At 43.2% G+C, this 19,438-nt stretch carries 21 protein-coding genes and 2 tRNA genes; 14 read left to right on the top strand and 9 right to left on the bottom strand.

Going from position 1 to position 19,438, the window contains the following annotated elements:
* The first annotated feature begins 402 nt into the window (after window positions 1-402).
* Together F3741_00115 and F3741_00110 are read left to right on the top strand one after the other, a co-directional pair.
* Window positions 403-1,569, top strand: a complete 1,167-nt coding sequence (locus F3741_00115; protein MZG29207.1) for an SEL1-like repeat protein — start codon at window positions 403-405, stop codon at window positions 1,567-1,569.
* Window positions 1,570-1,672: 103 nt separating this feature from the next.
* On the top strand, window positions 1,673-3,022 hold the full coding sequence (locus F3741_00110; GenBank protein ID MZG29206.1) for a sodium:alanine symporter family protein: 1,350 nt from the start codon (window positions 1,673-1,675) through the stop codon (window positions 3,020-3,022).
* A gap of 313 nt (window positions 3,023-3,335) precedes the next feature.
* Here the strand turns inward: F3741_00110 and F3741_00105 are convergent, their stop codons facing one another.
* Together F3741_00105 and ald are read right to left on the bottom strand one after the other, a co-directional pair.
* The gene (locus tag F3741_00105) at window positions 3,336-3,767 is read right to left on the bottom strand and encodes a hypothetical protein (GenBank protein ID MZG29205.1); all 432 of its coding nucleotides are present in this window, start codon (window positions 3,765-3,767) and stop codon (window positions 3,336-3,338) included.
* Between the two features lie 268 nt (window positions 3,768-4,035).
* Entirely contained in the window at window positions 4,036-5,145 is a 1,110-nt protein-coding gene (ald, locus tag F3741_00100; protein ID MZG29204.1) for an alanine dehydrogenase, read from the bottom strand.
* A 164-nt stretch (window positions 5,146-5,309) separates the two neighbouring features.
* Here ald and F3741_00095 point away from each other — a divergent pair, with 164 nt between their 5' ends.
* A complete protein-coding gene (locus F3741_00095; protein MZG29203.1) occupies window positions 5,310-6,122 on the top strand; it encodes a hypothetical protein in 813 nt (270 codons plus the stop codon).
* Between the two features lie 238 nt (window positions 6,123-6,360).
* Here F3741_00095 and F3741_00090 read toward each other — a convergent pair whose 3' ends face one another.
* Complete coding sequence (locus tag F3741_00090; protein ID MZG29202.1) at window positions 6,361-7,044, bottom strand: glycosyltransferase; 684 nt, start codon at window positions 7,042-7,044, stop codon at window positions 6,361-6,363.
* A gap of 222 nt (window positions 7,045-7,266) precedes the next feature.
* Here F3741_00090 and F3741_00085 point away from each other — a divergent pair, with 222 nt between their 5' ends.
* From F3741_00085 to F3741_00055, 7 genes are all read left to right on the top strand, one after another.
* Window positions 7,267-8,067, top strand: coding sequence for an arginyltransferase (locus F3741_00085; GenBank protein ID MZG29201.1), 801 nt, complete (start codon window positions 7,267-7,269; stop codon window positions 8,065-8,067).
* A 9-nt stretch (window positions 8,068-8,076) separates the two neighbouring features.
* On the top strand, window positions 8,077-8,526 hold the full coding sequence (locus tag F3741_00080) for a hypothetical protein (protein MZG29200.1): 450 nt from the start codon (window positions 8,077-8,079) through the stop codon (window positions 8,524-8,526).
* Window positions 8,527-8,534: 8 nt separating this feature from the next.
* Window positions 8,535-9,098 (top strand): TlpA family protein disulfide reductase, encoded by a 564-nt coding sequence (locus F3741_00075; protein ID MZG29199.1) that lies wholly within the window; start codon window positions 8,535-8,537, stop codon window positions 9,096-9,098.
* A 2-nt stretch (window positions 9,099-9,100) separates the two neighbouring features.
* Window positions 9,101-9,526 (top strand): hypothetical protein, encoded by a 426-nt coding sequence (locus F3741_00070; GenBank protein ID MZG29198.1) that lies wholly within the window; start codon window positions 9,101-9,103, stop codon window positions 9,524-9,526.
* A gap of 4 nt (window positions 9,527-9,530) precedes the next feature.
* Window positions 9,531-10,544, top strand: a complete 1,014-nt coding sequence (locus F3741_00065) for a cytochrome bc complex cytochrome b subunit (protein ID MZG29197.1) — start codon at window positions 9,531-9,533, stop codon at window positions 10,542-10,544.
* A gap of 81 nt (window positions 10,545-10,625) precedes the next feature.
* Window positions 10,626-10,877 (top strand): glutaredoxin family protein, encoded by a 252-nt coding sequence (locus F3741_00060; protein MZG29196.1) that lies wholly within the window; start codon window positions 10,626-10,628, stop codon window positions 10,875-10,877.
* A 2-nt stretch (window positions 10,878-10,879) separates the two neighbouring features.
* The gene (locus F3741_00055; protein MZG29195.1) at window positions 10,880-11,185 is read left to right on the top strand and encodes a 4a-hydroxytetrahydrobiopterin dehydratase; all 306 of its coding nucleotides are present in this window, start codon (window positions 10,880-10,882) and stop codon (window positions 11,183-11,185) included.
* A 14-nt stretch (window positions 11,186-11,199) separates the two neighbouring features.
* Here the strand turns inward: F3741_00055 and F3741_00050 are convergent, their stop codons facing one another.
* Window positions 11,200-11,493, bottom strand: a complete 294-nt coding sequence (locus tag F3741_00050) for a hypothetical protein (protein MZG29194.1) — start codon at window positions 11,491-11,493, stop codon at window positions 11,200-11,202.
* 231 nt (window positions 11,494-11,724) lie between these two features.
* Window positions 11,725-12,963, bottom strand: coding sequence for a diaminopimelate decarboxylase (locus F3741_00045; GenBank protein MZG29193.1), 1,239 nt, complete (start codon window positions 12,961-12,963; stop codon window positions 11,725-11,727).
* A gap of 164 nt (window positions 12,964-13,127) precedes the next feature.
* On the opposite strand from F3741_00045, the gene speA reads away from it, so the two are divergent.
* Window positions 13,128-15,050 (top strand): biosynthetic arginine decarboxylase, encoded by a 1,923-nt coding sequence (gene speA, locus F3741_00040; GenBank protein MZG29192.1) that lies wholly within the window; start codon window positions 13,128-13,130, stop codon window positions 15,048-15,050.
* Here the strand turns inward: speA and F3741_00035 are convergent.
* From F3741_00035 to rsmD, 4 genes are read right to left on the bottom strand one after another with little or no spacing between them, the layout of a single operon-like run.
* Window positions 15,047-15,697, bottom strand: coding sequence for a M48 family metalloprotease (locus tag F3741_00035; protein ID MZG29191.1), 651 nt, complete (start codon window positions 15,695-15,697; stop codon window positions 15,047-15,049). The genes speA and F3741_00035 overlap by 4 nt on opposite strands.
* Before the next feature lie 32 nt (window positions 15,698-15,729).
* Window positions 15,730-16,512: an inositol monophosphatase gene (locus F3741_00030; protein MZG29190.1), complete on the bottom strand. Its 783-nt coding sequence runs from the start codon at window positions 16,510-16,512 to the stop codon at window positions 15,730-15,732.
* Window positions 16,509-17,582: a tRNA 2-thiouridine(34) synthase MnmA gene (mnmA, locus tag F3741_00025; protein MZG29189.1), complete on the bottom strand. Its 1,074-nt coding sequence runs from the start codon at window positions 17,580-17,582 to the stop codon at window positions 16,509-16,511. The genes F3741_00030 and mnmA overlap by 4 nt, the downstream gene beginning before the upstream one ends.
* Window positions 17,583-17,584: 2 nt before the next feature.
* On the bottom strand, window positions 17,585-18,148 hold the full coding sequence (gene rsmD / locus F3741_00020; GenBank protein MZG29188.1) for a 16S rRNA (guanine(966)-N(2))-methyltransferase RsmD: 564 nt from the start codon (window positions 18,146-18,148) through the stop codon (window positions 17,585-17,587).
* Window positions 18,149-18,323: 175 nt separating this feature from the next.
* Here rsmD and F3741_00015 point away from each other — a divergent pair.
* The 3 genes from F3741_00015 to F3741_00005 all read left to right on the top strand — a co-directional run bounded on the left by F3741_00015 (window position 18,324) and on the right by F3741_00005 (window position 19,128).
* A tRNA-Gln gene (locus F3741_00015) sits at window positions 18,324-18,397 on the top strand.
* A gap of 133 nt (window positions 18,398-18,530) precedes the next feature.
* On the top strand, window positions 18,531-18,995 hold the full coding sequence (locus F3741_00010; protein MZG29187.1) for a hypothetical protein: 465 nt from the start codon (window positions 18,531-18,533) through the stop codon (window positions 18,993-18,995).
* Between the two features lie 61 nt (window positions 18,996-19,056).
* Window positions 19,057-19,128, top strand: a tRNA-Glu gene (locus F3741_00005).
* Window positions 19,129-19,438: the final 310 nt, after the last annotated feature.

Here is a 19,438-nt window from a genome sequence, read left to right as displayed (position 1 = left end):
TTGTTAATATTAAATAGATAAAATAACAATGTACTTGTTTAACGAATGGAAATTCGGTCAGATAAAAATACCTGGTAATTTCCTGTTCAGCTTGGTCAACATTAGGTGGTTTTGAGCATTTAATTCAGTTAACTCTATAATTTTCAATAGGGTTTAATGGTTGGTCTGCTTTTTGAACCAGATACTACATAAAAAATTCCATGTAGACCATCCATCCAATCATTGAAAGAATCAGTATGGCATAACCAGTATGGACCCAAATCGTGAAAATAGGGTTTTCTCTTCGCTTTTCTGGTTTTTCTTTTTCTTTCATGCTTTCCTCAAATTGATCCGAAATAATAATACTATGGAAACTAAAATAAACCCATTATCAATGCTGTTTTTTTTACATCTGAAATAGAAATGAAGAAGTTATTGGTAGTCCCTATTATTTTCATTTTGTCTCAGATTGCTTGTCCTGTTTTAGCCGATGACTTTCAGGATGGCTTGGATGCTGCCTCTAGAGGAGATTACAAAACCGCCTTTAATAAATGGGAACCTCTGGCTAAAAGAGGTAGTGCTCTGGCTCAATTTAATCTTGGGCTGATGTATGACAAGGGTGAAGGGGTCAAGCGTAATTATAAAAAAGCATCTAAGTGGTACAAACTTGCCGCAAAACAAAACATTGCTTCGGCACAGTATAATCTGGGGATACTTTATAGTAAAGGAAAAGGGGTTCGGCAGAGTTTTAAAAAAGCTCTGATGTTTTATACTCGGGCTGCCAAACAGGGAAATGCTTCAGCACAATTTAACGTGGGTCTGATGTATGACATTGGCGAAGGTGTGACTCCTGACTATAAAAGGGCTATCAAATGGTATCGTTTGGCAGCTCAGCAAAACAATGCCCAGGCTCAATTCAACCTTGGTCAACTATACGAGTCTGGAGAGCGAGTCACTCAGAACTATAAAAGAGCTGTTAAATGGTACAGACTTGCGGCAGATAATGGCAACCGGTTGGCGCAGTTTAGGCTTGGCTATCTGCATGAGAAGGGGAAAGGTGTTGCGAAAAAACCTAAGGAAACAGTGAAATGGTACAAGCTTGCCGCAGATCAAGGTCATGAAACCGCTCAGTTCAACCTGGGTTTTATGTATAGTCGAGGTATAGGAGTGGAGCAGAACTATGGTGAAGCTGTCAAATGGTACAGGTTTGCTGCGGAACAGGGTAATGTTCTGGCTCAATATAACCTTGGGGTGCTTTACAGTGAAGGAAGAGGCACACGACAAAGTTATTCCAAAGCTGCCAATTGGTTCCGGATAGCCGCAAAAAAAGGCGATGCTGAGGCCCAGTACCGCCTGGGAATGATGTATGAAGAAGGGGACGGTGTTGAAAAAGATATGGAAAAAGCAGTAAAGCTGTATCGGTTTGCGGCAGACCAGGGTCATGCAAGGGCCCAGGGTAATTTGGGTTGGATGTATGTAAATGGAAACGGGGTTGAGGAAGATCTGGATGAGGCGGCAAAATGGTATCGCCGGTCTGAGCAGACCCGTAAAGCACAAAAAGAGAAAAATCCTCTCTCTTCTCTCCGCTAGATAATTTTTTCATCCTTTCTATGATGTTTTTATTCTCTAATCCTATCTATTCTATTCTTATTTCTATAATTCACCCGTCGGAAAACAATAACAACCAGAAATTATGAATACTTTTTTAGCTGACTTTGCAAGTTTGATGTGGGGGCCATGGCTTTTGTTCTTGTTGCTGGGAACAGGTTGTTGGTTGAGCATTCGACTTAAGGGCATCCAGGTACGCCATCTTTTCTATTCTCTTAGACTTACCTTTTCCCGAGAAGGTGGAGGAGAGGGAGATATCTCTCATTTTGGTGCACTCATGACAGCCCTTGCCGCAACTGTGGGAACAGGAAACATTGCCGGAGTGAGTGTGGCTGTAGCATTGGGTGGGCCTGGTGCCATTTTCTGGATGTGGTTAACGGGATTAGTTGGTATGGCCACAAAATATTGTGAAGGATTTTTAGCCGTCAAGTTCAGGCAGGTAAACCATAAAGGAGAAATTTCCGGTGGGCCTATGTATTATCTGGAACATGGCCTGGGGCAAAAATGGCTGGGAATGTGCTTTGCCTTCTTTGGAGCTATGGCCGCATTCGGAATTGGAAATATGGTGCAAGCCAATACAACTGTCCACGCTTTAAATGGTTCTATGGGGGTTAGTAGTATTCTTGTTGGCGGTGTAATGATGTTGCTTACCGGAATGGTGGTTCTGGGAGGCATTAAACGCATCGCAGAAGTTGCTTCTTTTCTTGTACCTATAATGGTCGCGATCTATTTTCTCGGTGCTTTAATAGTTATTCTAAATAATTTGGACCAGTTAGGAACAGGTATAGTGATGATCTTTCAAGATGCTTTTACAGGAACGGCTGCGACAGGTGGCTTTGCGGGTGCGTCTTTGGCAAATACCATTCGATATGGAGTTGCACGAGGGTTGTTTTCCAATGAATCAGGTATGGGAAGTGCCCCCATCGCGGCGGCTGCAGCTAAAACCAATCATCCCTCCAAGCAGGCCTTGGTGTCCATGTCGGGAACATTTATTGATACTTTGATCGTCTGTTCGTTAACAGCACTGACTTTAAGCTCCACAGGTGCCTGGGTTTCAGGGGAGACGGGGGTTGCTTTAACACTGCAAGCATTTTCAGCAGGCCTGCCAGGATTATGGGGGAAAATTATCGTCACCATTGGCACGGTGACTTTTGCTTTTTCTACTATACTAGCTTGGGAATATTATGGGGAAAAATGCTTTGAATATCTATTTGGTGAAACATACATTCATTATTACCGATATGCCTGGGTAATATTTGTATTTGTAGGAGCCCAGGTAAAACTGGATATGGTATGGAACTTTTCCGATGCGATGAATGCTCTGATGGCAGTTCCAAACCTTATTGGGCTTATCCTTTTAAGTGGTCAGCTTGTCAAAGGTACACAATCTTTTGAAAAAGAAATCAGGGAAGGGTCAATCCATAAATATGATTAGCACAATGAACTATTGTTGCGTCAACATTTTTATTTTTTAGATATTGTTCACCATAAACTTCAAGCACGGTTTTGATACTTTGTCTTCTTAGCTTTTTTTCAAAACTGAACTTATTTGCAGGCAGGTCTCCAGCCTGAGGTTCGGTTGAGCCTTTAATTTGAATTGTACCTTACATAATTTTCTTGTTAATTTTGTAGGACTTTGGAATGTCTCGGATGAGAAGGTTTTTAAGGATAGTTCGGACAAGGATTTTGTAGGATTCCTTTGCATAGCCAAAAGAATTTAACTCCTGCGACTATGAAAAAAATATTTACTATTTGTTCTTTCTGGCATCGACCTCCGCGGCATGAGCTTTTGCACGTTTCAGCATGGCCGCTCTTTCTTCAGAAGTGAAATCCCGCCTTGGTGTTGGCCCTGGAACACCACCTCCAGATGGTTTAGTTGGAGCGGTTTGGGTTGGTTGTGGTGTTGGTGGGGGAGTTTCATCTTCATTAACAGTTGTTTCTTCTGCAGTTGCTTCTACTTCTTCTTCCTGAATACTTTCCTCTATAATAGGTTCTTCTTCAACCGAAATCTCTATAACTTCTTCTGGAGTCGGGTTTTCCAGTTCTTCTTTTTCTCGTCTGCGTTCAAGGATTTCCATGGCACGAAGAAACGAGTCTTCATTATTAGTCATTTGGGCTTTTGAACCACCACTATCACGATTGTTTACATTGAAATGAAAACTTCCTTCACCCATTACCATTTCTCCCAGCTTGATTAGTTTAAAGTTTGGTCAATATCTTATAAGAAAGTTTCACGAAGTTCATGTTTATTTTTTATAAAGATGCCAATTCTATCCCAATATCCATTTGTTTTACTGACCCGTTTTGTCCATTGCCAGAATATCAAAGCTATTGCCCGTTGGCTCCACGCCCCCTCTGGAGAGAGTGGCAATTTTCATTAGTTTGTTAAGTCGAGTTAATTGTTGCTGGTATATCAAGGCAATTGCTCGTTAGCCTCACGCCCACTGGTTAGCAAAAGTCTTCTGGTGATAAAAATTTCATACCAAGAGCATTTGCTACTTCAGGGTGGGTCACAGAACCAAGACAGATATTCAGTCCGGCTCTAAGAGCTTGGTCATCTTTTAAAGCTTGCCTGTACCCTTTTTCTGCCAGATCCAGGGCGTATGGAAAAGTGGCATTAGTGAGAGCGAAAGTCGATGTTCTTGCCAGGGCACCAGGCATATTGGCGACACAATAATGAACCACTCCCTCAACCTCAAAAATAGGATCGCTATGGGTTGTCGGGTGTGAAGTTTCCAGAATTCCCCCCTGGTCAATGCCTACATCGACCACGACTGCACCTTTTTGCATTGGTTTTAACATTTCGTGTGTGATAAGTCGTGGTGCTTTTGCACCGGGAATAAGTACGGCACCAATCACGAGGTCAGCTGTGCGTAGTGACTCAAGTAAATTAAACCTGTTAGACATCAGTGTTCTAAGCCGGCTTCCGTGAATATCATCGAGATAGCGTAAACGTTGAAGGTTGATATCCAGTAGAGTGACCTGCGCGCCTGTTCCGATAGCCATCTTTGCTGCGTTAGCCCCAACAATACCTCCGCCTATAATCACCACATGGCCTGGGTCTACACCTGGGACACCTCCCAGCAGGATGCCGCGTCCACCATTTTCACGCTCAAGATATTTTGCACCTTCATGCACTGCCATGCGTCCAGCTACCTCGCTCATGGGAATGAGAAGTGGTAGAGAACCGTCTGCCAGTTGCACAGTTTCATAGGCTATTCCAACCACTTTTCTATCCAGGAGAGCCTGGGTCAATTCGGGGGCCGGTGCCAAATGAAGATAGGTGTATAGTATTTGTCCTTCACGTAATAAGGGATATTCTTCAGGAAGGGGTTCTTTTACTTTTACAATCATTTCTGACTGGGCAAATATGTCCTGCCGTGAAACGATCTTTGCTCCTTGATCTAAATAGTCCTGATTGGTGATTCCGCTACCCTCGCCAGCCTTGTCCTCCAGCAATACCTTATGCCCACGGATTACCAGATCGTGAACGCCAGCGGGGGTCATTGATACGCGATATTCATCTGTTTTAATTTCTTTGGGAATTCCAACGATCATTTTTAACCTCCTCCGCTTGGTATTGGTTCAATGAGAAAAGCATATTCAATGTATTCAGCGTTATATTTATATTATATAAGAGAAGCCAAACCGGTGTTTGATCTTTTATATGAAATCCTTTAAAGTACACGATCATTATCCAATTTTAAGAGGAGGGATATCTGTTGCAAGAGGCTGTGAAGTCAAAGTTTGAGCAAGCCATTCTGGCAAATTTGACTCCGGATGGGAAATTACTGGATCTGGAGGATAAAAATATTGGTCCAGATGAGTTGCGCCTTCTTTCTGATGCGGAAGACCTGTCTTCAGTCGAGCAACTATTCCTCAGCCAGAACCAGCTTTGTGGAGAGTCCATTGAAATTCTAAGCCAGGTGAAAGGATTCACCGGTCTTGTTTCTCTATACCTCAATCACAATATTATTGGTGATGAGGAAGCCGAATTTCTGGCAAATGGTGAACTGTTGAAGAACCTGAAATGTTTGATGCTGGAAGCTAACAATATTGGACCAAAAGGGGCTGAAGCCTTGGCGAGTTCACCAAACCTTGAGTATCTTGAGGTTTTATTTCTGGACTCAAATCCTATAGGCCCTCAAGGGGCAAGTGCTGTGGCGTGTTCTAAAAATCTACCTGGATTGCAGGCTCTGCATCTCGATAGTACTGGAATTGGTGATGAAGGTACTATGGCCATTGCCGAAAGTCCCAATTTGACTCATTTAAAAAAGTTATACCTGTGCTCGAATAAGATGGGAGACGCGGGTGCAATTGCCCTTGCAAAATCTGCAAGCCTGAAAAACTTGAACGTTTTGAGTATCTGGCGTAACGAAATTAGAGACGAGGGTGGTAAGGCGATTGCCGAGTCGCAAACTTTTATGAATCTGGATAGGCTTTATATGAGTCTAAACCTTATAGAACGCCCTGTGCGCAAGATCATTCGCGGATCAGAGCTGGCAAAACGTTTAACCACTCTGGTTATGGACTGAGCCATGACGGAACAAAAAAACAGTTATAAATTCACCTACAGCAGGTTCTTCAATATATTCTTTCATATCGGGGTGGTATTCAATGTCATCCTGGTAATTTGGATGATTCTGGTATTCACCGAAGTAATTTAACCCTCTGGCGAGGGTGGCAACTTGATAATTTTGAAGAGTCCTCTCAATCCAGGAATATTGTTTTTACCCTGAAATTCATTTGTATTTATCTCCCCATTGGAGTGGGTTAGCGGATGGCCAGGTACCATTTGGTCAGAGTATGCGGTGGGAATCCGAGCCTGAACAGGATTGCGATCAGGATATTTCTAGCGGTAGTGAAGGCGATTCCTTCCTTGACCCAACGTCTTGGGGATGTATGAGTTTTTTCATTCAGTATGATCACAGAACCTTTTTTTCTCAGACGAAGGTAGAAATCCAGATCCTCACAAATCGGAAGGGGGGAGAAGCCATTCATTTTACTGAAAACTTCTTTGCGAACGAAGAATCCCTGGTCACCATAAGCAAGGCCAAAATATTTTGCGCGGATATTGGCTAACAAGGTGATTAAATTTATCGACCATTTTTTGGAATCGATACAAAGTGTGAAGGCGCCTCCAATCCATTTAGTATTTTCCATGCATTCTATCATTTTCCGGTAACTTTCAGTTTCAAGCCGATTGTCCGCGTGTAAGAAAAGTAAGAGGTCTCCAGTTGCTTTTTCTGCGCCGTAATTCATTTGCAAAGAACGACTTGCGGGACCTGATACGACGAGATGAGTGAACTTTTTGGCTATTTGACTGGTGGAATCTGTGCTTCCCCCATCACTTACAATCAATTCATGAGGAGAAAGTTGTTGGATTTGTGTCAGAGTGTTCTCAAGAACCAATTCTTCGTTGAGGGTGGGGACGATGATTGATACCTTCAAATCCATAAATCTCCTTAGCAGGGAGAGTGTTTTTTCTTTTCAGGGGAAGTTAATCATAATTCAAGCGTGATTTCAAACCTGCCGGCCAATAGAAGAAGAAAAATATAGCCTGAAGGCAAGTTTTTTATCCTTTTATGTTATCTGGCTAAAAAATATTATAGAATATAAAGACCATTTAGAAGAATTACTATTTAAGGATAGTCCTTCGCTTGTCGGAGGTAGATCAATATGCTAGCCCATTTTATAGACTCAAGAACGTTTCAATGTGGGTATTTCAAGGATAGAAAATCCTTTTTTGAGGAATATCTGCTTGAAGATGTTTCAGAGATAGAGTTTGAATATCTACTCGCCCATGGAATGCGTCACTTCGGAGATTATTTTTTCCGCCCAAAGTGTCAGGACTGCTACCAATGTATCCCTATACGCGTGCGGACGGAAAATTTTAAAATGTCCCGGAATCAAAAACGAGCCTTGGTTTCCTGTAAGGACGTTGAAGTAAAGATTGGTGATCCAGAATATACCCATGAGAAGTTTGAACTTTATCTCCAGCATAAGGAAAGGTTTTTTTCTCTTCAGGATGATGTGGAAGATGAGCAAAACTTCAGGCTGTCTTTTTATGTTAATACCCCCTTTGGAATTGAATTTGAATACTATTATGATGGAAAGCTGATTGGAGTTGCTTTAGGTGATAAAACTTCCCAGTCCTTTTCCGCCATTTATACTTTTTATAAGGTTCCTGACAAAAAAATGAGCCTTGGAACTTTCAGCGTATTGAAGCAAATGGATTTTGCGCTTGAAAACCGAATCAAATATTTTTACCTTGGCTATTATATAGCCGACAATACTTCCCTGGTCTATAAGGCAAGTTTTAAACCCAATGAGGTATATTTGGACCGGGAGTGGAGGCCCTTCCGCAACTCTGAAGGTGATTTTCTTATTCCCCAGGATAAACTGCAATGGAAAAACTCTGACCAATTGGTAAAAGCCGCATCTCATTTAGAATTTACAGAATCACAACTCAAATTGTAAGAAATAGCTATGGGAAAGAAAAAAAATAAATCATCTGTGAGTAAAAAACGTATTTCGCTTGTTGCGTTAAGTCTTGCGGTGTGTCTGATCGTTGGCGGTGTTTATGTGGGGATCAATGCAAATCAGAAGGTTCCACCAGTAGCCCCGGCAACAGGTGTTTTGATTGAAACTCGCCCAATTATGTCTGATGCTTTGTTCACGGGTCGAGTGGCAAAGGCATATCGAATAGCTGCAGAAATCCCCAAAGTAATTGATAGCCTTTTTTGCTATTGCTATTGCAAAAAAAATCATGGGCACAAGACCCTGTTAACTTGCTATACAAATAGACATGGTTCTAAATGTGATATCTGTTTGGGAGAAGTATTTTACGCTTATGAGTTGTATAACCAGGGAAAAACTCTGGATGAAATTGTAATTGCCGTAGACAAAAAGTTTTATCGACCCTATCGCAGGACTTAAAACCAGTTATGGAAAACATCGCTCAAGAAAAACCCATCAGTACATATATTCCGTACACTTTTCTGGTTGCGGCTCTTTTGTCAGTATTTGTGATGTCGATCAATAAGGTCGAACTGAAACCCTATGAAACGGAATACCCGGCTGAGGCGTTTTTGTCTCCTGATTTTGAACTGCCTTCATTGGCAGGGGGTAAGGTCAAACTATCTGACTATCGGGGTAAAGTTGTGTTCATCAACTTTTGGGCTACTTGGTGCGGCACCTGCGAAGTGGAAATGCCATCTATGGAAAAGCTTTACCGGAAATATAAAGACTTTGGATTCGAGATGCTGACTATCAGTGTTGATACTGACCAGAGCCTGATTGAACCTTTCATGAAAAAATTTAATTTAACGTTTCCAGTATTGCTTGACCCTGAAAGCGATGTTGCGAAGAAAGTTTATAAAACTACAGGTGTGCCTGAAACTTTTATTGTGAATCGCGAGGGACTCATTGTGCATAAAGCAATAGGGCCGAGAGACTGGGCCAGTGATGAAATGCTGGATTCTTTCGCTCAAATAGTATTGGGGGGGTGATCATGAACATTTTCCGTTTTTCGTTAGCGGCTTTTCTGATAACCCTTTTATTGTTTCCCGTCTCAAAAGCTTTTGCCCATGGTGGAGGGCATAAAGCTGAAGAAAAAAAAATAGAAGAGCCGATGGTCACTGACTCGATGTACTCGGTGCAGGATCAGGAAGACGATGCGCTATCTGATTCGGACAATAATTTAGACAATTTATTCTCGCCTACAGACCTTTTTACACAAGATGAACTGGTCGAACCGACTCCGATTGAAGATGAAAAAATGGAGGGAAGTCATAATGAGCATAAGATGCCTCAAGTTCAGCTTGCTCATCATGAGAGGGTTTCTTCCTCAAGCAAGGGATACGGTGCCGCAGTTGGTATAACCCTGTTGTCAGGAATAGCTTTTGCCGGCCTGACATTTATGCGACCAGGGGAATAACCTCATGGCTAACGGGTTTTCAAAGTTATTACGAGACCGGTTAGGCCTTCAACTCCTTGAATATGAAATTCCGGAACATGCCAATTCCATAAAATATTCTCTGGGTGGTATGACTCTGTCATCTTTTATGGTTTTGGTTGTCAGTGGAATTTTGCTGGCACAGTTCTTTGTTCCCGATCCTGAACGCGCCAATCAGAGTATTCATTATCTGGTTGACCAGATATATCTGGGTTGGTTCCTGAGAGGCATCCATTTCTGGGCGGCTGAAGTATTGACCGTGACCATGATTCTGCATGCTGTACGCGTTTTTTTTACAGCATCTTATAAAAACCCCCGTGAAATAAACTGGTTGATAGGTATAGGCTTAATGCTGCTGATGGTTACGCTGCTATTTACCGGTACGGTGATCAAATGGGATCAGGAAGCCTATGAAGCCCTGGCGCATTTTCTATGGGTTGCTGAACAGATAGGTATACTGGGACTGCCCTTGACCGAAGCCTTTGCTCCAGGCGTTCCTTTGCTAAACCGGATTTATATGGCTCATATATCATTACTCCCGATAATCACTGTGTTGCTGTTGGGGTTACACCTTTTTTACGTTAAATACCATAAGCTATCGCCTCTGCCTGAATCACGGGAAAAAAGTAAAGACATGCCCTTTACACGTCACATCGCATATCTGCAAAGAGCGGGTGCCGGAGTGTTTCTTTTGATTTGCCTTTTGGCGCTCACTATTGCTCCGCCTTTGGGAGAAGAGCCGGTATTAGGCCTGGAAGTTACCAAGCCACCCTGGCAGTTTGTATGGATCTTTGCCTTGGAAAACCTGTGGGTCCCTTCTTTGATAGTTGCGCCTCCTTTAATCATCTTGTTTTTGGTTGCCATTCCCTTGGTAGATCAAAATAAGGAACGGTATTGGAAAAAACGGCCTGTGGCTATGGCGGTTCTGGTCGGGTTCATCCTGCTTTTTACCTGCCTTATTGTCTGGGGAAAAATAACAACCATGACCCACTCCATGTAGTGGCGAATAGCTAATGGAAAGAGGTCACCCGGAGATTCCTGCGATGACAGTTGGCAGGGGAGACCCAGGTTGTGATATATCATGCAAATACAAATTGAGATTTTGACAAAAAAAGACTGCTGTCTATGTGACGATGCGAAGGAAATAGTGGAGCGGGTTATACCTGATTACCCGGTGACACTGACTCTAAAGGATATTGAGTCCGACGCTGCTTTATATGAAACTTATAAGGAACGAATTCCGGTGGTGCGTATCAATGGTGAGGATAGCTTTGTTTACAAGACACACGAAACCACTTTACGTAAAAAGCTGGATAAACTTATGGAGTTGTAAAAATGGTAGAAAAAGTTGCTTTAACTGAGCAAGAACTGGAAGAAAAGTTAAGTGAGATGGCGCCAGGTTGGAAAACAGACAAGAATGATAAAGGGGTGCCCTATATTGAAAGGGTGACCCATGCCTCAACGTTTATGGATGGAATCGCTTTTGTGAATAAGGTTGCTCAGGCGGCAGAAGATAACAATCACCATCCAGACATCATTATTAACTACAAACGCATTTCTGTTCGTTACTGGACCCATTCAGCGAGTGGTGTTACTTTAGCCGATGTGCAGATGGCAGAGAAAATAGATCCGCTTTTTTAAACAACTTGGGGTTTTTAGTTCTGGTTTTGCCTTTCAGGAAGCGTGATAGTAAATATAGTTCCGTGGGGTTGGTTGTTTTGAACGCTAATTTCTCCGTTGTGTTTCTTGACAGCTTTTTCGCAAATAGCCAGGCCGATTCCGCTTCCCTCAAATGCGCTTCTGCCATGAAGCCTTTCAAAAGGCTTGAATATTTTTCCGAAATAGGCTTCCTGAATTCCAATACCATTGTCTGAAACCGCTTGCGTAACTTTTGAATATTCAAGAAGGTCATGGATGAAGTTTGACTTTCTCCATGCGGCTTTCTTCATTCTCCTCAAATAATCTTTGGATCGTTGTTTAAAGTATCTTGTTTTTCACAGGTATGGGGATTTTGGGTGGGTTGGTTTCTGAAAAGTTAATGGCTCTTCTTGCATGATGATCAGGTAGGATCAGGCGGCCCAGACAAACATCCTGATTTAGGGATTATTTAGTCGACGAGAAGATATCAGACCAGCTTTTATTCTCTTGGTTAAAGGGGCTTTCATACCTATGAGAATTACTCAACCAACTTCTTCCCTCAAGATATCATCGAGAGTCTGGCGGCTTCGGGTTTGAACGCACTGGTCCCCATCTACCATAACTTCAGGGATTAGGGGCTGGGAATTATAGTTCGATGACATAACGTGACCGTATGCTCCAGCTCCACCTATGACAATGCAGTCGCGTGGATTCGGCAAGGGTAACTTGCGAGCAACGGGTTCTTCGTCTTTTTGTGTCAAAACATCTCCTGATTCACAAACCGGACCTGCAACAATAAGATCCTGCTCAGGCCCCAGGTTATCACCATCAAACCAGATCGGATGAAACGATCCATAGGCCATGGGACGAAGAAGGTGGCAAAACCCTACATTGGTGAGAACATAGTCAATTCGTTTGCCTTCTTCATCAAAGGTATGATTGAGAGAGCGCACTTCTCCAATCAGGGTGCCACAGCCTGCGACAAATCTTCTTCCGGGTTCGATTTCACAGATAATGTCTCTTCCAAAATGATCTTTTAACAGTTTTGCTCGTTCTTCGAGTATGGTTTTGTATCCGGTGATATCTTCCTGTTGCAGATCGGGGTTATATTGATAGGGCAAACCCCCGCCAAAGTTGACGGTTTCAACCTCTTCAAACTGTTTGGCAAACTCCACCAGCTTTCCTGTTATACGCTTGAGATGTTCCATATCACCACCCGAACCAATGTGCATGTGCACCCCTGAAATAGTCAGTCCATACTCATTGGCGATGCGCTTCACTTCGTCTAAGTTCTGGTACCAGATTCCGTGTTTGCTGTATGGGCCGCCGGTGTTGGTTTTTTTTGAATGGCCAGCGCCTTCTCCGGGATTGATCCTGATTGAGATTTTAGAGGAACCTGTTCCTTTTAATTTCAGGGCCTTGCCATACTCCTCGACCATTCCCAATGTGCCGCAATTGCAATAAATATTATTTTCGAGGCAAAAAGTTACATCGTCATCGTTAAAAAATACATCGCTGGTGAAACAGATGTCATCAGTGAGGAAACCAGTGCGCAGTGCACGTTGCACTTCGAAAACACTTACTGCGTCAATCTTGACCCCATTGTCGAGCATTTCTTTAAGAATGCGTGAATTGGAATTGGCTTTCATGGCATAACGGGTAACAGGGGCCAACTGCTTGATCTCAGAAATTGCCTGGCGAAGGGTTGCAAGGCTATATACATAAACGGGTGTGCCAAATTCTTTTGCAATGTCCCGTATTTCTACATTTTCTATTTTCATGAATCTTTTTATCTCCGGACTGGTGGTTTAATAATCTGGTTTCGGTTTTATAACACAGTTTACATGCTCAAAAAATCTCTTTGTTTTCAATTGACATTTCCTCATGATGGAGTAATTTAAATTATCCGCAATAATTGAAAAATTTATCAGGAATTAGCTCTGCAATGACTAAATGGACGATTGATGAAGCCCGCGAACATTACAATATTTATGGTTGGGGCGGTGGATATTTTGACATCAACCCACAGGGAAATATTATTGTTCGCTCTGATAGAAAAAGCGCACATCATATTGACCTCAAGAAACTGGTCGATGATATTCAGTCCAAGGGGTATTCACTGCCAGTCTTGATAAGGTTTTCAGATATTCTCAGGGCAAGTATTACCAACCTTGCGAACTCGTTTCAGCAAGCTATTGATGAATATGAGTATGGAGGGAAATATCACGGGGTCTATCCGATCAAGGTCAATCAGCAAAGGCAGGTGGTGGAAGAGATTGTTAAGTTTGGGCAGCCTTTCAACATAGGGCTGGAAGCCGGATCCAAACCGGAGTTGCACGCCATACTCGCTATCCTTGATAACCCGGAAGCCTTGCTTGTCTGTAATGGTTATAAAGATGAATCATTCATTCGCCTGGCATTAATGAGCCAGAAACTGGGTAAAAAGGTTTTCATAGTTGTTGAAAAGCTTAACGAATTAGAGTTGATTGAGAGAGTGGCTGATGAACTGGGGGTTCAACCAAATATCGGACTACGTATCAAACTAGTTAGTTCGGGGCAGGGCAGATGGTCCTCGTCTACTGGAGAGTATTCCAAGTTTGGCCTGAACAATATGGAGTTGATGGAAGCGCTGGAAATCGCTAAACGTAAAAATATTCTCGATTGTATCAAGCTGATCCATTTTCACCTGGGAAGTCAAATCACTAATATTCGCAGGATCAAGGACAGCCTGAAAGAAGTAGGCAGGAATTATTCTGAGCTTATGAAATTTGGCTGCAATATCCAATACATAGATGTCGGAGGGGGATTGGGTATAGATTATGATGGATCGAGATCAACATTTGCTTCCAGTACAAATTATACTGTTCAGGAATATGCCAACGATGTGGTTTATCACATTTTGGAAATTTGCGATGCGGAAAAGCTGCCTCACCCCAATATAATTTCTGAATCAGGTAGAGCCATGACGGCTCATCACTCAATTCTTGTTGTCAATGTGCTGGACGTGACAAGTTTCCCTGAATGGAATGGTCAGATTAAAATCACTGAAGACGCACCTGAGGTGGTTAAAGAGATATTTGATGTGCTCGACTCCACATCCAACAAAAACCTTGTTGAATCCTGGCACAATGCCGTTCACTTGAAAGACGCAGCACAAAACCAGTTTTTGCTCGGTTTGATATCTCTGAAAGATAGGGCTATTGCCGATCGTATTTACTGGGGCATTTGCCGAAAAATTGAAAAGCTGAGTTCCCGGCTGAAGTTTTTGCCAGAAGATATCCGTAATCTTAAAACCAAACTATGTGATAAATATTTTTGTAATTTTTCTGTTTTTCAATCTGTGCCTGACTCCTGGGCGATTGACCAGGTTTTCCCTGTAGTTCCCCTGCAACGTTTGAATGAGGAACCAAACCGAGATGCAACGCTGGAAGACATCACTTGTGATTCGGATGGCAGGATTGACAGCTTTATAGGCACTAACCGGGGCACAGAAAGTACGTTGCGAGTGCATTCCCTGAAACCTGGAGAAACCTATTCACTTTGTATTTTTCTTACAGGTGCTTATCAGGAAATCCTGGGAGATTTGCATAACCTGTTCGGCGACACCAATACCGTGCATGTTTCTCTTAGAGATGATGGCTCGCTGAACTACGAACAGATTATTGAAGGAGAAGATGTAACAGGTGTTCTCGACTACGTTCAGTTCAGTGCGGATGAACTGGCAGGTCGTATAGATGGCTTCCTGATCGGATGCGTGCAGCGCGGTGTGGTCACACAACAGGAGGCTGATGACTTTCTTAACCTTTATAAGGAGGGACTGAACGGTTATACGTATCTTGTGAAGCCGGATGTTAATGAGAAAGACTAGTTTTCTTCTTCCTCTGTTATTGGTGTTCCATAATAACTTTCTATCTGTTTGGTGCGTTCGCTCGTGGTCGGATGAGTGGAAAAATAGCTGGCCTCATCAGACTTGCCTCCAGAGTCTCTTCGTAAAACTTTAAACACTTCGATCAAATGATGAGGTGGAATATTGGCTTTCACCAAATAACTGACAGCAAGTTTATCAGCTTCAAGTTCCTGTTGCCGAGAGAACCCGCCAACCACAGCCGGTTTGACCACATACTCGGCATAGCCTAAACCTGGAACAAATACATTTGCCACTGAAAAGGCAATGGATGTCAGAATTGAGACTCCCATATTTGTATAATAATGACCTGCTTTTAAATGACCTATTTCATGCGCCGCGACAGCTATTCTTTGTTCCTGCGTCAGCTGTTGTAAAAGATCATCGGTGATATGAATATCTTTGCCAGTCGTCACCCAGGCGTTTGAAAAGTCTGTGTAATGAACCACAGGATTGTATTCTTCATCAGGAAAGTTGGCGAGTGCTACTTTGTCCACTGCTGTTTTCCATAAATAGAGGTCACGGGCACAACCGACACAGTCTTTGTCCGGAGTAGTCTGGCATCCTGCCAGAATTGAACAGGTCACAAGCAGTAGAAATAATTGCTTCATGAAACTGAGGTGTTAAAAAAGAAAAGATTTATTTAACCGCGTACGGACTGGAATACATCTATCATTTCTTGATGAACCCGCCCATTGGTAGCCAGTATTTCTTCATCGTAAATTGTCACAGGGGAACCGTCAAACTTCGAAATGGTTCCACCGGCTTCCGTTACGATCAATGCTCCAGCGGCAACATCCCAGGGACTGAGTTTGATTTCCCAAAATCCTTCAAAGCGGCCCATTGCTGTATACACCAGATCCATTGCGGCAGAGCCAGGTCTTCTCACTGCCTGGCACAACTTCATGAAACGACAAAAATGATTTAAATTATCATCCAGAGAATTTACCACCTTGGGGTGAAAACCTGTAACGAGAAGACTTTCTTTTAATGTCGGGATTGTGGAAACCTTGACAGGTTTATTATTTAGGGTGGCTCCTTTACCTCGCTCTGCAACAAACAACTCATCGAGACAGGGGTTATACACAACACCTACTTCCACTTTACCTTCATGTTCCAAACCTATCGAAACACAATAGCATGGATAACCGTGAGAAAAGTTCAGCGTTCCGTCAATCGGGTCAATGATCCATTTGCTGGTTGAGGAATTGCCCTGGTCATTACCTGATTCTTCAGCGAGAATATCATGATCGGGGAACGTTTGCTTGATTCTATCGATGATTGTTTTTTCACACAGGAGATCGATTTCAGTGACGGGATCATGAAAGTCTTTATAAGTTACTTCCCCAATGGAATCCTTGCGATCTTTTAAGATCTTTCCGGCGGCCAAAGCCGCTTCAACGGCTACTTGAATCGCTTCGCTCATTCCAGCCACCCGCCGCCGACTACGCAATCATCCTGATAGAAAACAGCAGACTGGCCTGGAGCAATGGAAATCTGCGGATCGTCAAATTCAATCTTTGCACGCAAATTTTCAAGCGGTGTTACCGTTGCGGCCACTCCCTGATGACGATAGCGGATTTGCACATCGGCTTTAAAAGGTTTGTCAAAGTCCAGGCTCCATTTAACCTGGCTCACCGTGCAGTCAGGTTGGGCCAGCTCCTGTTTGGTGCCAACAGTGATGCGGTTATTCACAGGGTCAATATGTGTGACAAAATGCGGTTCTTTCAGACCACCCAGGTTAAGCCCTTTTCTCTGCCCAATGGTAAAAGACGGATAGCCGGGATGTTTGCCCAGAACTTCACCGGCAGTGTTGACAATCTCTCCTTCCTGCAGGGATCTTCCATTTAACTGTTTGGCGATGAACCGGGGATAATCATTGTCAGGAATGAAACATATTTCATGCGACTCGGCTTTCTCGGCCACGTTTAATCCCAGTTCCCGGGCGCGTTCGCGTACTTCCTGTTTATCCATTTCGCCCAGAGGAAACTCTAAACGAGCCAGTTGCTCCTGGGACAGGTTGAATAGAAAATAGCTCTGGTCTTTAAAGCGGTCCCGGCCACGACGCACCATCAGCTTTCCTGAAGGGTGTTTGACAATAGAGGCGTAATGCCCGGTGGCAATGCGTCGGATTCCAAACGACTCTGCTTTATGGAGTAATTCTTCAAATTTCAGTTTCTGGTTACAAAGCGTACAGGGGATCGGCGTCCTCGCCTGCATGTATTCAGAAATGAAATAGTCCACCACCTCTTCCTTGAACCTTTTTTCCATGTTAAGGATGTAAAAAGGGATGCCTATCCTTTCTGCCACACGTCTTGCATCGGCCATGTCATCAAGGGAACAGCAGGTGCCGAACCGGTTGTCCGAGTTGGAATAGTTCCACAACTGCAGGGAAACCCCAACGACTTCAAGCCCACGTTCTTTCATGATCCCGGCGGCTACGGAGCTGTCCACTCCACCGCTCATGGCCACAACAATTTTTCCAGTATCTGTCATAACTAAAGGGAGTCGTCTAAATGATAAAAAGAAAGGCAGGAATCGCCCAAACGCCGATCTTTATAAACCACAAGTTTATCATAGTTTTTTCTTAAAACCGTTTTATGGAAATGTTCCACAACGACTATAGAGCTTTTAACAATAACTTCAGGTAGTTCCAGCAAGGTTTCTTCGTACAGATTATCATCGAAGGGCGGGTCAACATAAACCAGGTCGAAGCCCAGTTTCTGTTCCTTTACAGTTTTTAACCCTGCAAGGGCTGGGGACTTCAACAAATCCCAGCAAGTAGAGTTTGCTGTCATTTTGCATTTTTCAAGATTTTGCAGAATGATGCTTTGGGCCTCCCTGTTGGGTTCCACGAACACAACTTTTTCAGCTCCCCGGCTGAGTGCTTCAATACCCATGCTACCGCTGCCGGCGAAGAGGTCGAGAAAGCTCATACCATTGAGACCGGGGCCGACCTGATTAAAAAATGATTCCTTGACCCGGTCGAGGGTAGGGCGGATATCAGCAGAACCCAGGCTGACAAGTTTAGTGCCTTTGGCTGTGCCTGAAATCACTCGCATATAATAGGGTTCCTTTTATTCGATCTATGTTCAGTCAGAAGCAATAATGCTTTAAATTGGGCTTATTTTTTACCAACCTTAATATCATTGTTTACGGATTATACGGCTGGTGGAACGTCCTTGACAGTTATTGCATCTAAAACTATTATAAACAAGGTTCCCAGGGAATTAGTGTTCGGGTATCGTCTAACGGTAGGACGTCAGATTCTGGTTCTGAATGTTGGGGTTCGAATCCCTGTACCCGAGCCATCCCCTGACATTCGCCATTAGGCATGGAGCCAATTGGGAATAACACTAATTACCTTAAATTACAATAATTTGTCTGACTGACTTTTGATATCTGCCTCCCCAGCTAGAGGGAGAACTTTTTTATTGAGGAATTATGAATATTTATCGCAATCCATTTATTGTCGCCCTTTGGGCACCTATCTATCAACTAGTGGCGACCATAGCAATCACCAACGATTTTTTGATGATGGCGATTTTTATCTTGGGCACCTTGGGTCTTCTTGGTGCTTATGTGGCCGAGTTCCCAATATTATCGACACTATATATGAATGAAGTGGTCCATAAAACAGCGGTTTCTTCTTTAATGGGCATGCTTATGGGATTCGTTCTTTTTCTGGCTTTTGGAACAGGAGGCAATGAAGGCACTGACGGGGGCACAATTTCGGCTGGCGGTAAGTTCATGCTGACATGGGGTATCTTAACCTTGCCAGCATATCCCATGATGGTATTCCTGATTTTTGGAGTGAACAAACGCGATCTTGAAGCGGAAGACGTGATACGAAAAGAGAAGAAGAAAAAACGGTCAGGTCCGCCGATCATGGAAAAAGATGGGTTCTAAAGACCTCGCTTCAGGAATAAATATCTTCGATCAATTAATCAATACACGCCAGATTCAATTTGGCCCCATCGTCTAGCGGTTAGGACGCCGGCCTCTCACGCCGGAAACAGGGGTTCGATTCCCCTTGGGGCTACTCTCCTAATCTCTCCTAAGTATTTATACCTAAAAGGCTTACCTGATTTTCCTCATTTATTCATTTTGAGAATGGGCAGGATTTAACGTGGAAAAAACGTGGAAACTTTGTCTGGAGCATCAGCCAGACTTAAAACAAGCACACGATAGGACGGTATCGTTTGATGCGCTAATCCAGATTACTTATTGTGCGTAACAAGAAGATAATTTCAACATTTTAATAAATTATTTCGGGTCAGAGCATTGGCAACTTGCTCTTAAAAATATCTAACCTGAGCGGGCAGGTGGTTGCCAACCCGCAGACGTCGCGC

Source organism: Nitrospinota bacterium (assembly GCA_009873635.1).
Lineage (GTDB): Bacteria > Nitrospinota > Nitrospinia > Nitrospinales > VA-1 > LS-NOB.
This window is presented reverse-complemented; position numbering and strand designations above follow the sequence as displayed.

Bases quoted from the DNA above. Each gene is read 5' to 3' on its own strand.
- F3741_00115 (MZG29207.1), top strand. From the start codon at position 403: ATGAAGAAGTTATTGGTAGTCCCTATTATTTTCATTTTGTCTCAGATT.
- F3741_00060 (MZG29196.1), top strand. From the start codon at position 10,626: ATGCAAATACAAATTGAGATTTTGACAAAAAAAGACTGCTGTCTATGT.
- F3741_00085 (MZG29201.1), top strand. From the start codon at position 7,267: ATGCTAGCCCATTTTATAGACTCAAGAACGTTTCAATGTGGGTATTTC.
- F3741_00080 (MZG29200.1), top strand. From the start codon at position 8,077: ATGGGAAAGAAAAAAAATAAATCATCTGTGAGTAAAAAACGTATTTCG.
- F3741_00055 (MZG29195.1), top strand. From the start codon at position 10,880: ATGGTAGAAAAAGTTGCTTTAACTGAGCAAGAACTGGAAGAAAAGTTA.
- rsmD (MZG29188.1), bottom strand. From the start codon at position 18,148: ATGCGAGTGATTTCAGGCACAGCCAAAGGCACTAAACTTGTCAGCCTG.
- F3741_00105 (MZG29205.1), bottom strand. From the start codon at position 3,767: ATGGTAATGGGTGAAGGAAGTTTTCATTTCAATGTAAACAATCGTGAT.
- F3741_00010 (MZG29187.1), top strand. From the start codon at position 18,531: ATGAATATTTATCGCAATCCATTTATTGTCGCCCTTTGGGCACCTATC.
- F3741_00090 (MZG29202.1), bottom strand. From the start codon at position 7,044: ATGGATTTGAAGGTATCAATCATCGTCCCCACCCTCAACGAAGAATTG.
- F3741_00035 (MZG29191.1), bottom strand. From the start codon at position 15,697: ATGAAGCAATTATTTCTACTGCTTGTGACCTGTTCAATTCTGGCAGGA.
- ald (MZG29204.1), bottom strand. From the start codon at position 5,145: ATGATCGTTGGAATTCCCAAAGAAATTAAAACAGATGAATATCGCGTA.
- F3741_00045 (MZG29193.1), bottom strand. From the start codon at position 12,963: ATGAAAATAGAAAATGTAGAAATACGGGACATTGCAAAAGAATTTGGC.
- F3741_00110 (MZG29206.1), top strand. From the start codon at position 1,673: ATGAATACTTTTTTAGCTGACTTTGCAAGTTTGATGTGGGGGCCATGG.
- F3741_00065 (MZG29197.1), top strand. From the start codon at position 9,531: ATGGCTAACGGGTTTTCAAAGTTATTACGAGACCGGTTAGGCCTTCAA.
- F3741_00050 (MZG29194.1), bottom strand. From the start codon at position 11,493: ATGAAGAAAGCCGCATGGAGAAAGTCAAACTTCATCCATGACCTTCTT.
- F3741_00070 (MZG29198.1), top strand. From the start codon at position 9,101: ATGAACATTTTCCGTTTTTCGTTAGCGGCTTTTCTGATAACCCTTTTA.
- mnmA (MZG29189.1), bottom strand. From the start codon at position 17,582: ATGACAGATACTGGAAAAATTGTTGTGGCCATGAGCGGTGGAGTGGAC.
- F3741_00030 (MZG29190.1), bottom strand. From the start codon at position 16,512: ATGAGCGAAGCGATTCAAGTAGCCGTTGAAGCGGCTTTGGCCGCCGGA.
- speA (MZG29192.1), top strand. From the start codon at position 13,128: ATGACTAAATGGACGATTGATGAAGCCCGCGAACATTACAATATTTAT.
- F3741_00075 (MZG29199.1), top strand. From the start codon at position 8,535: ATGGAAAACATCGCTCAAGAAAAACCCATCAGTACATATATTCCGTAC.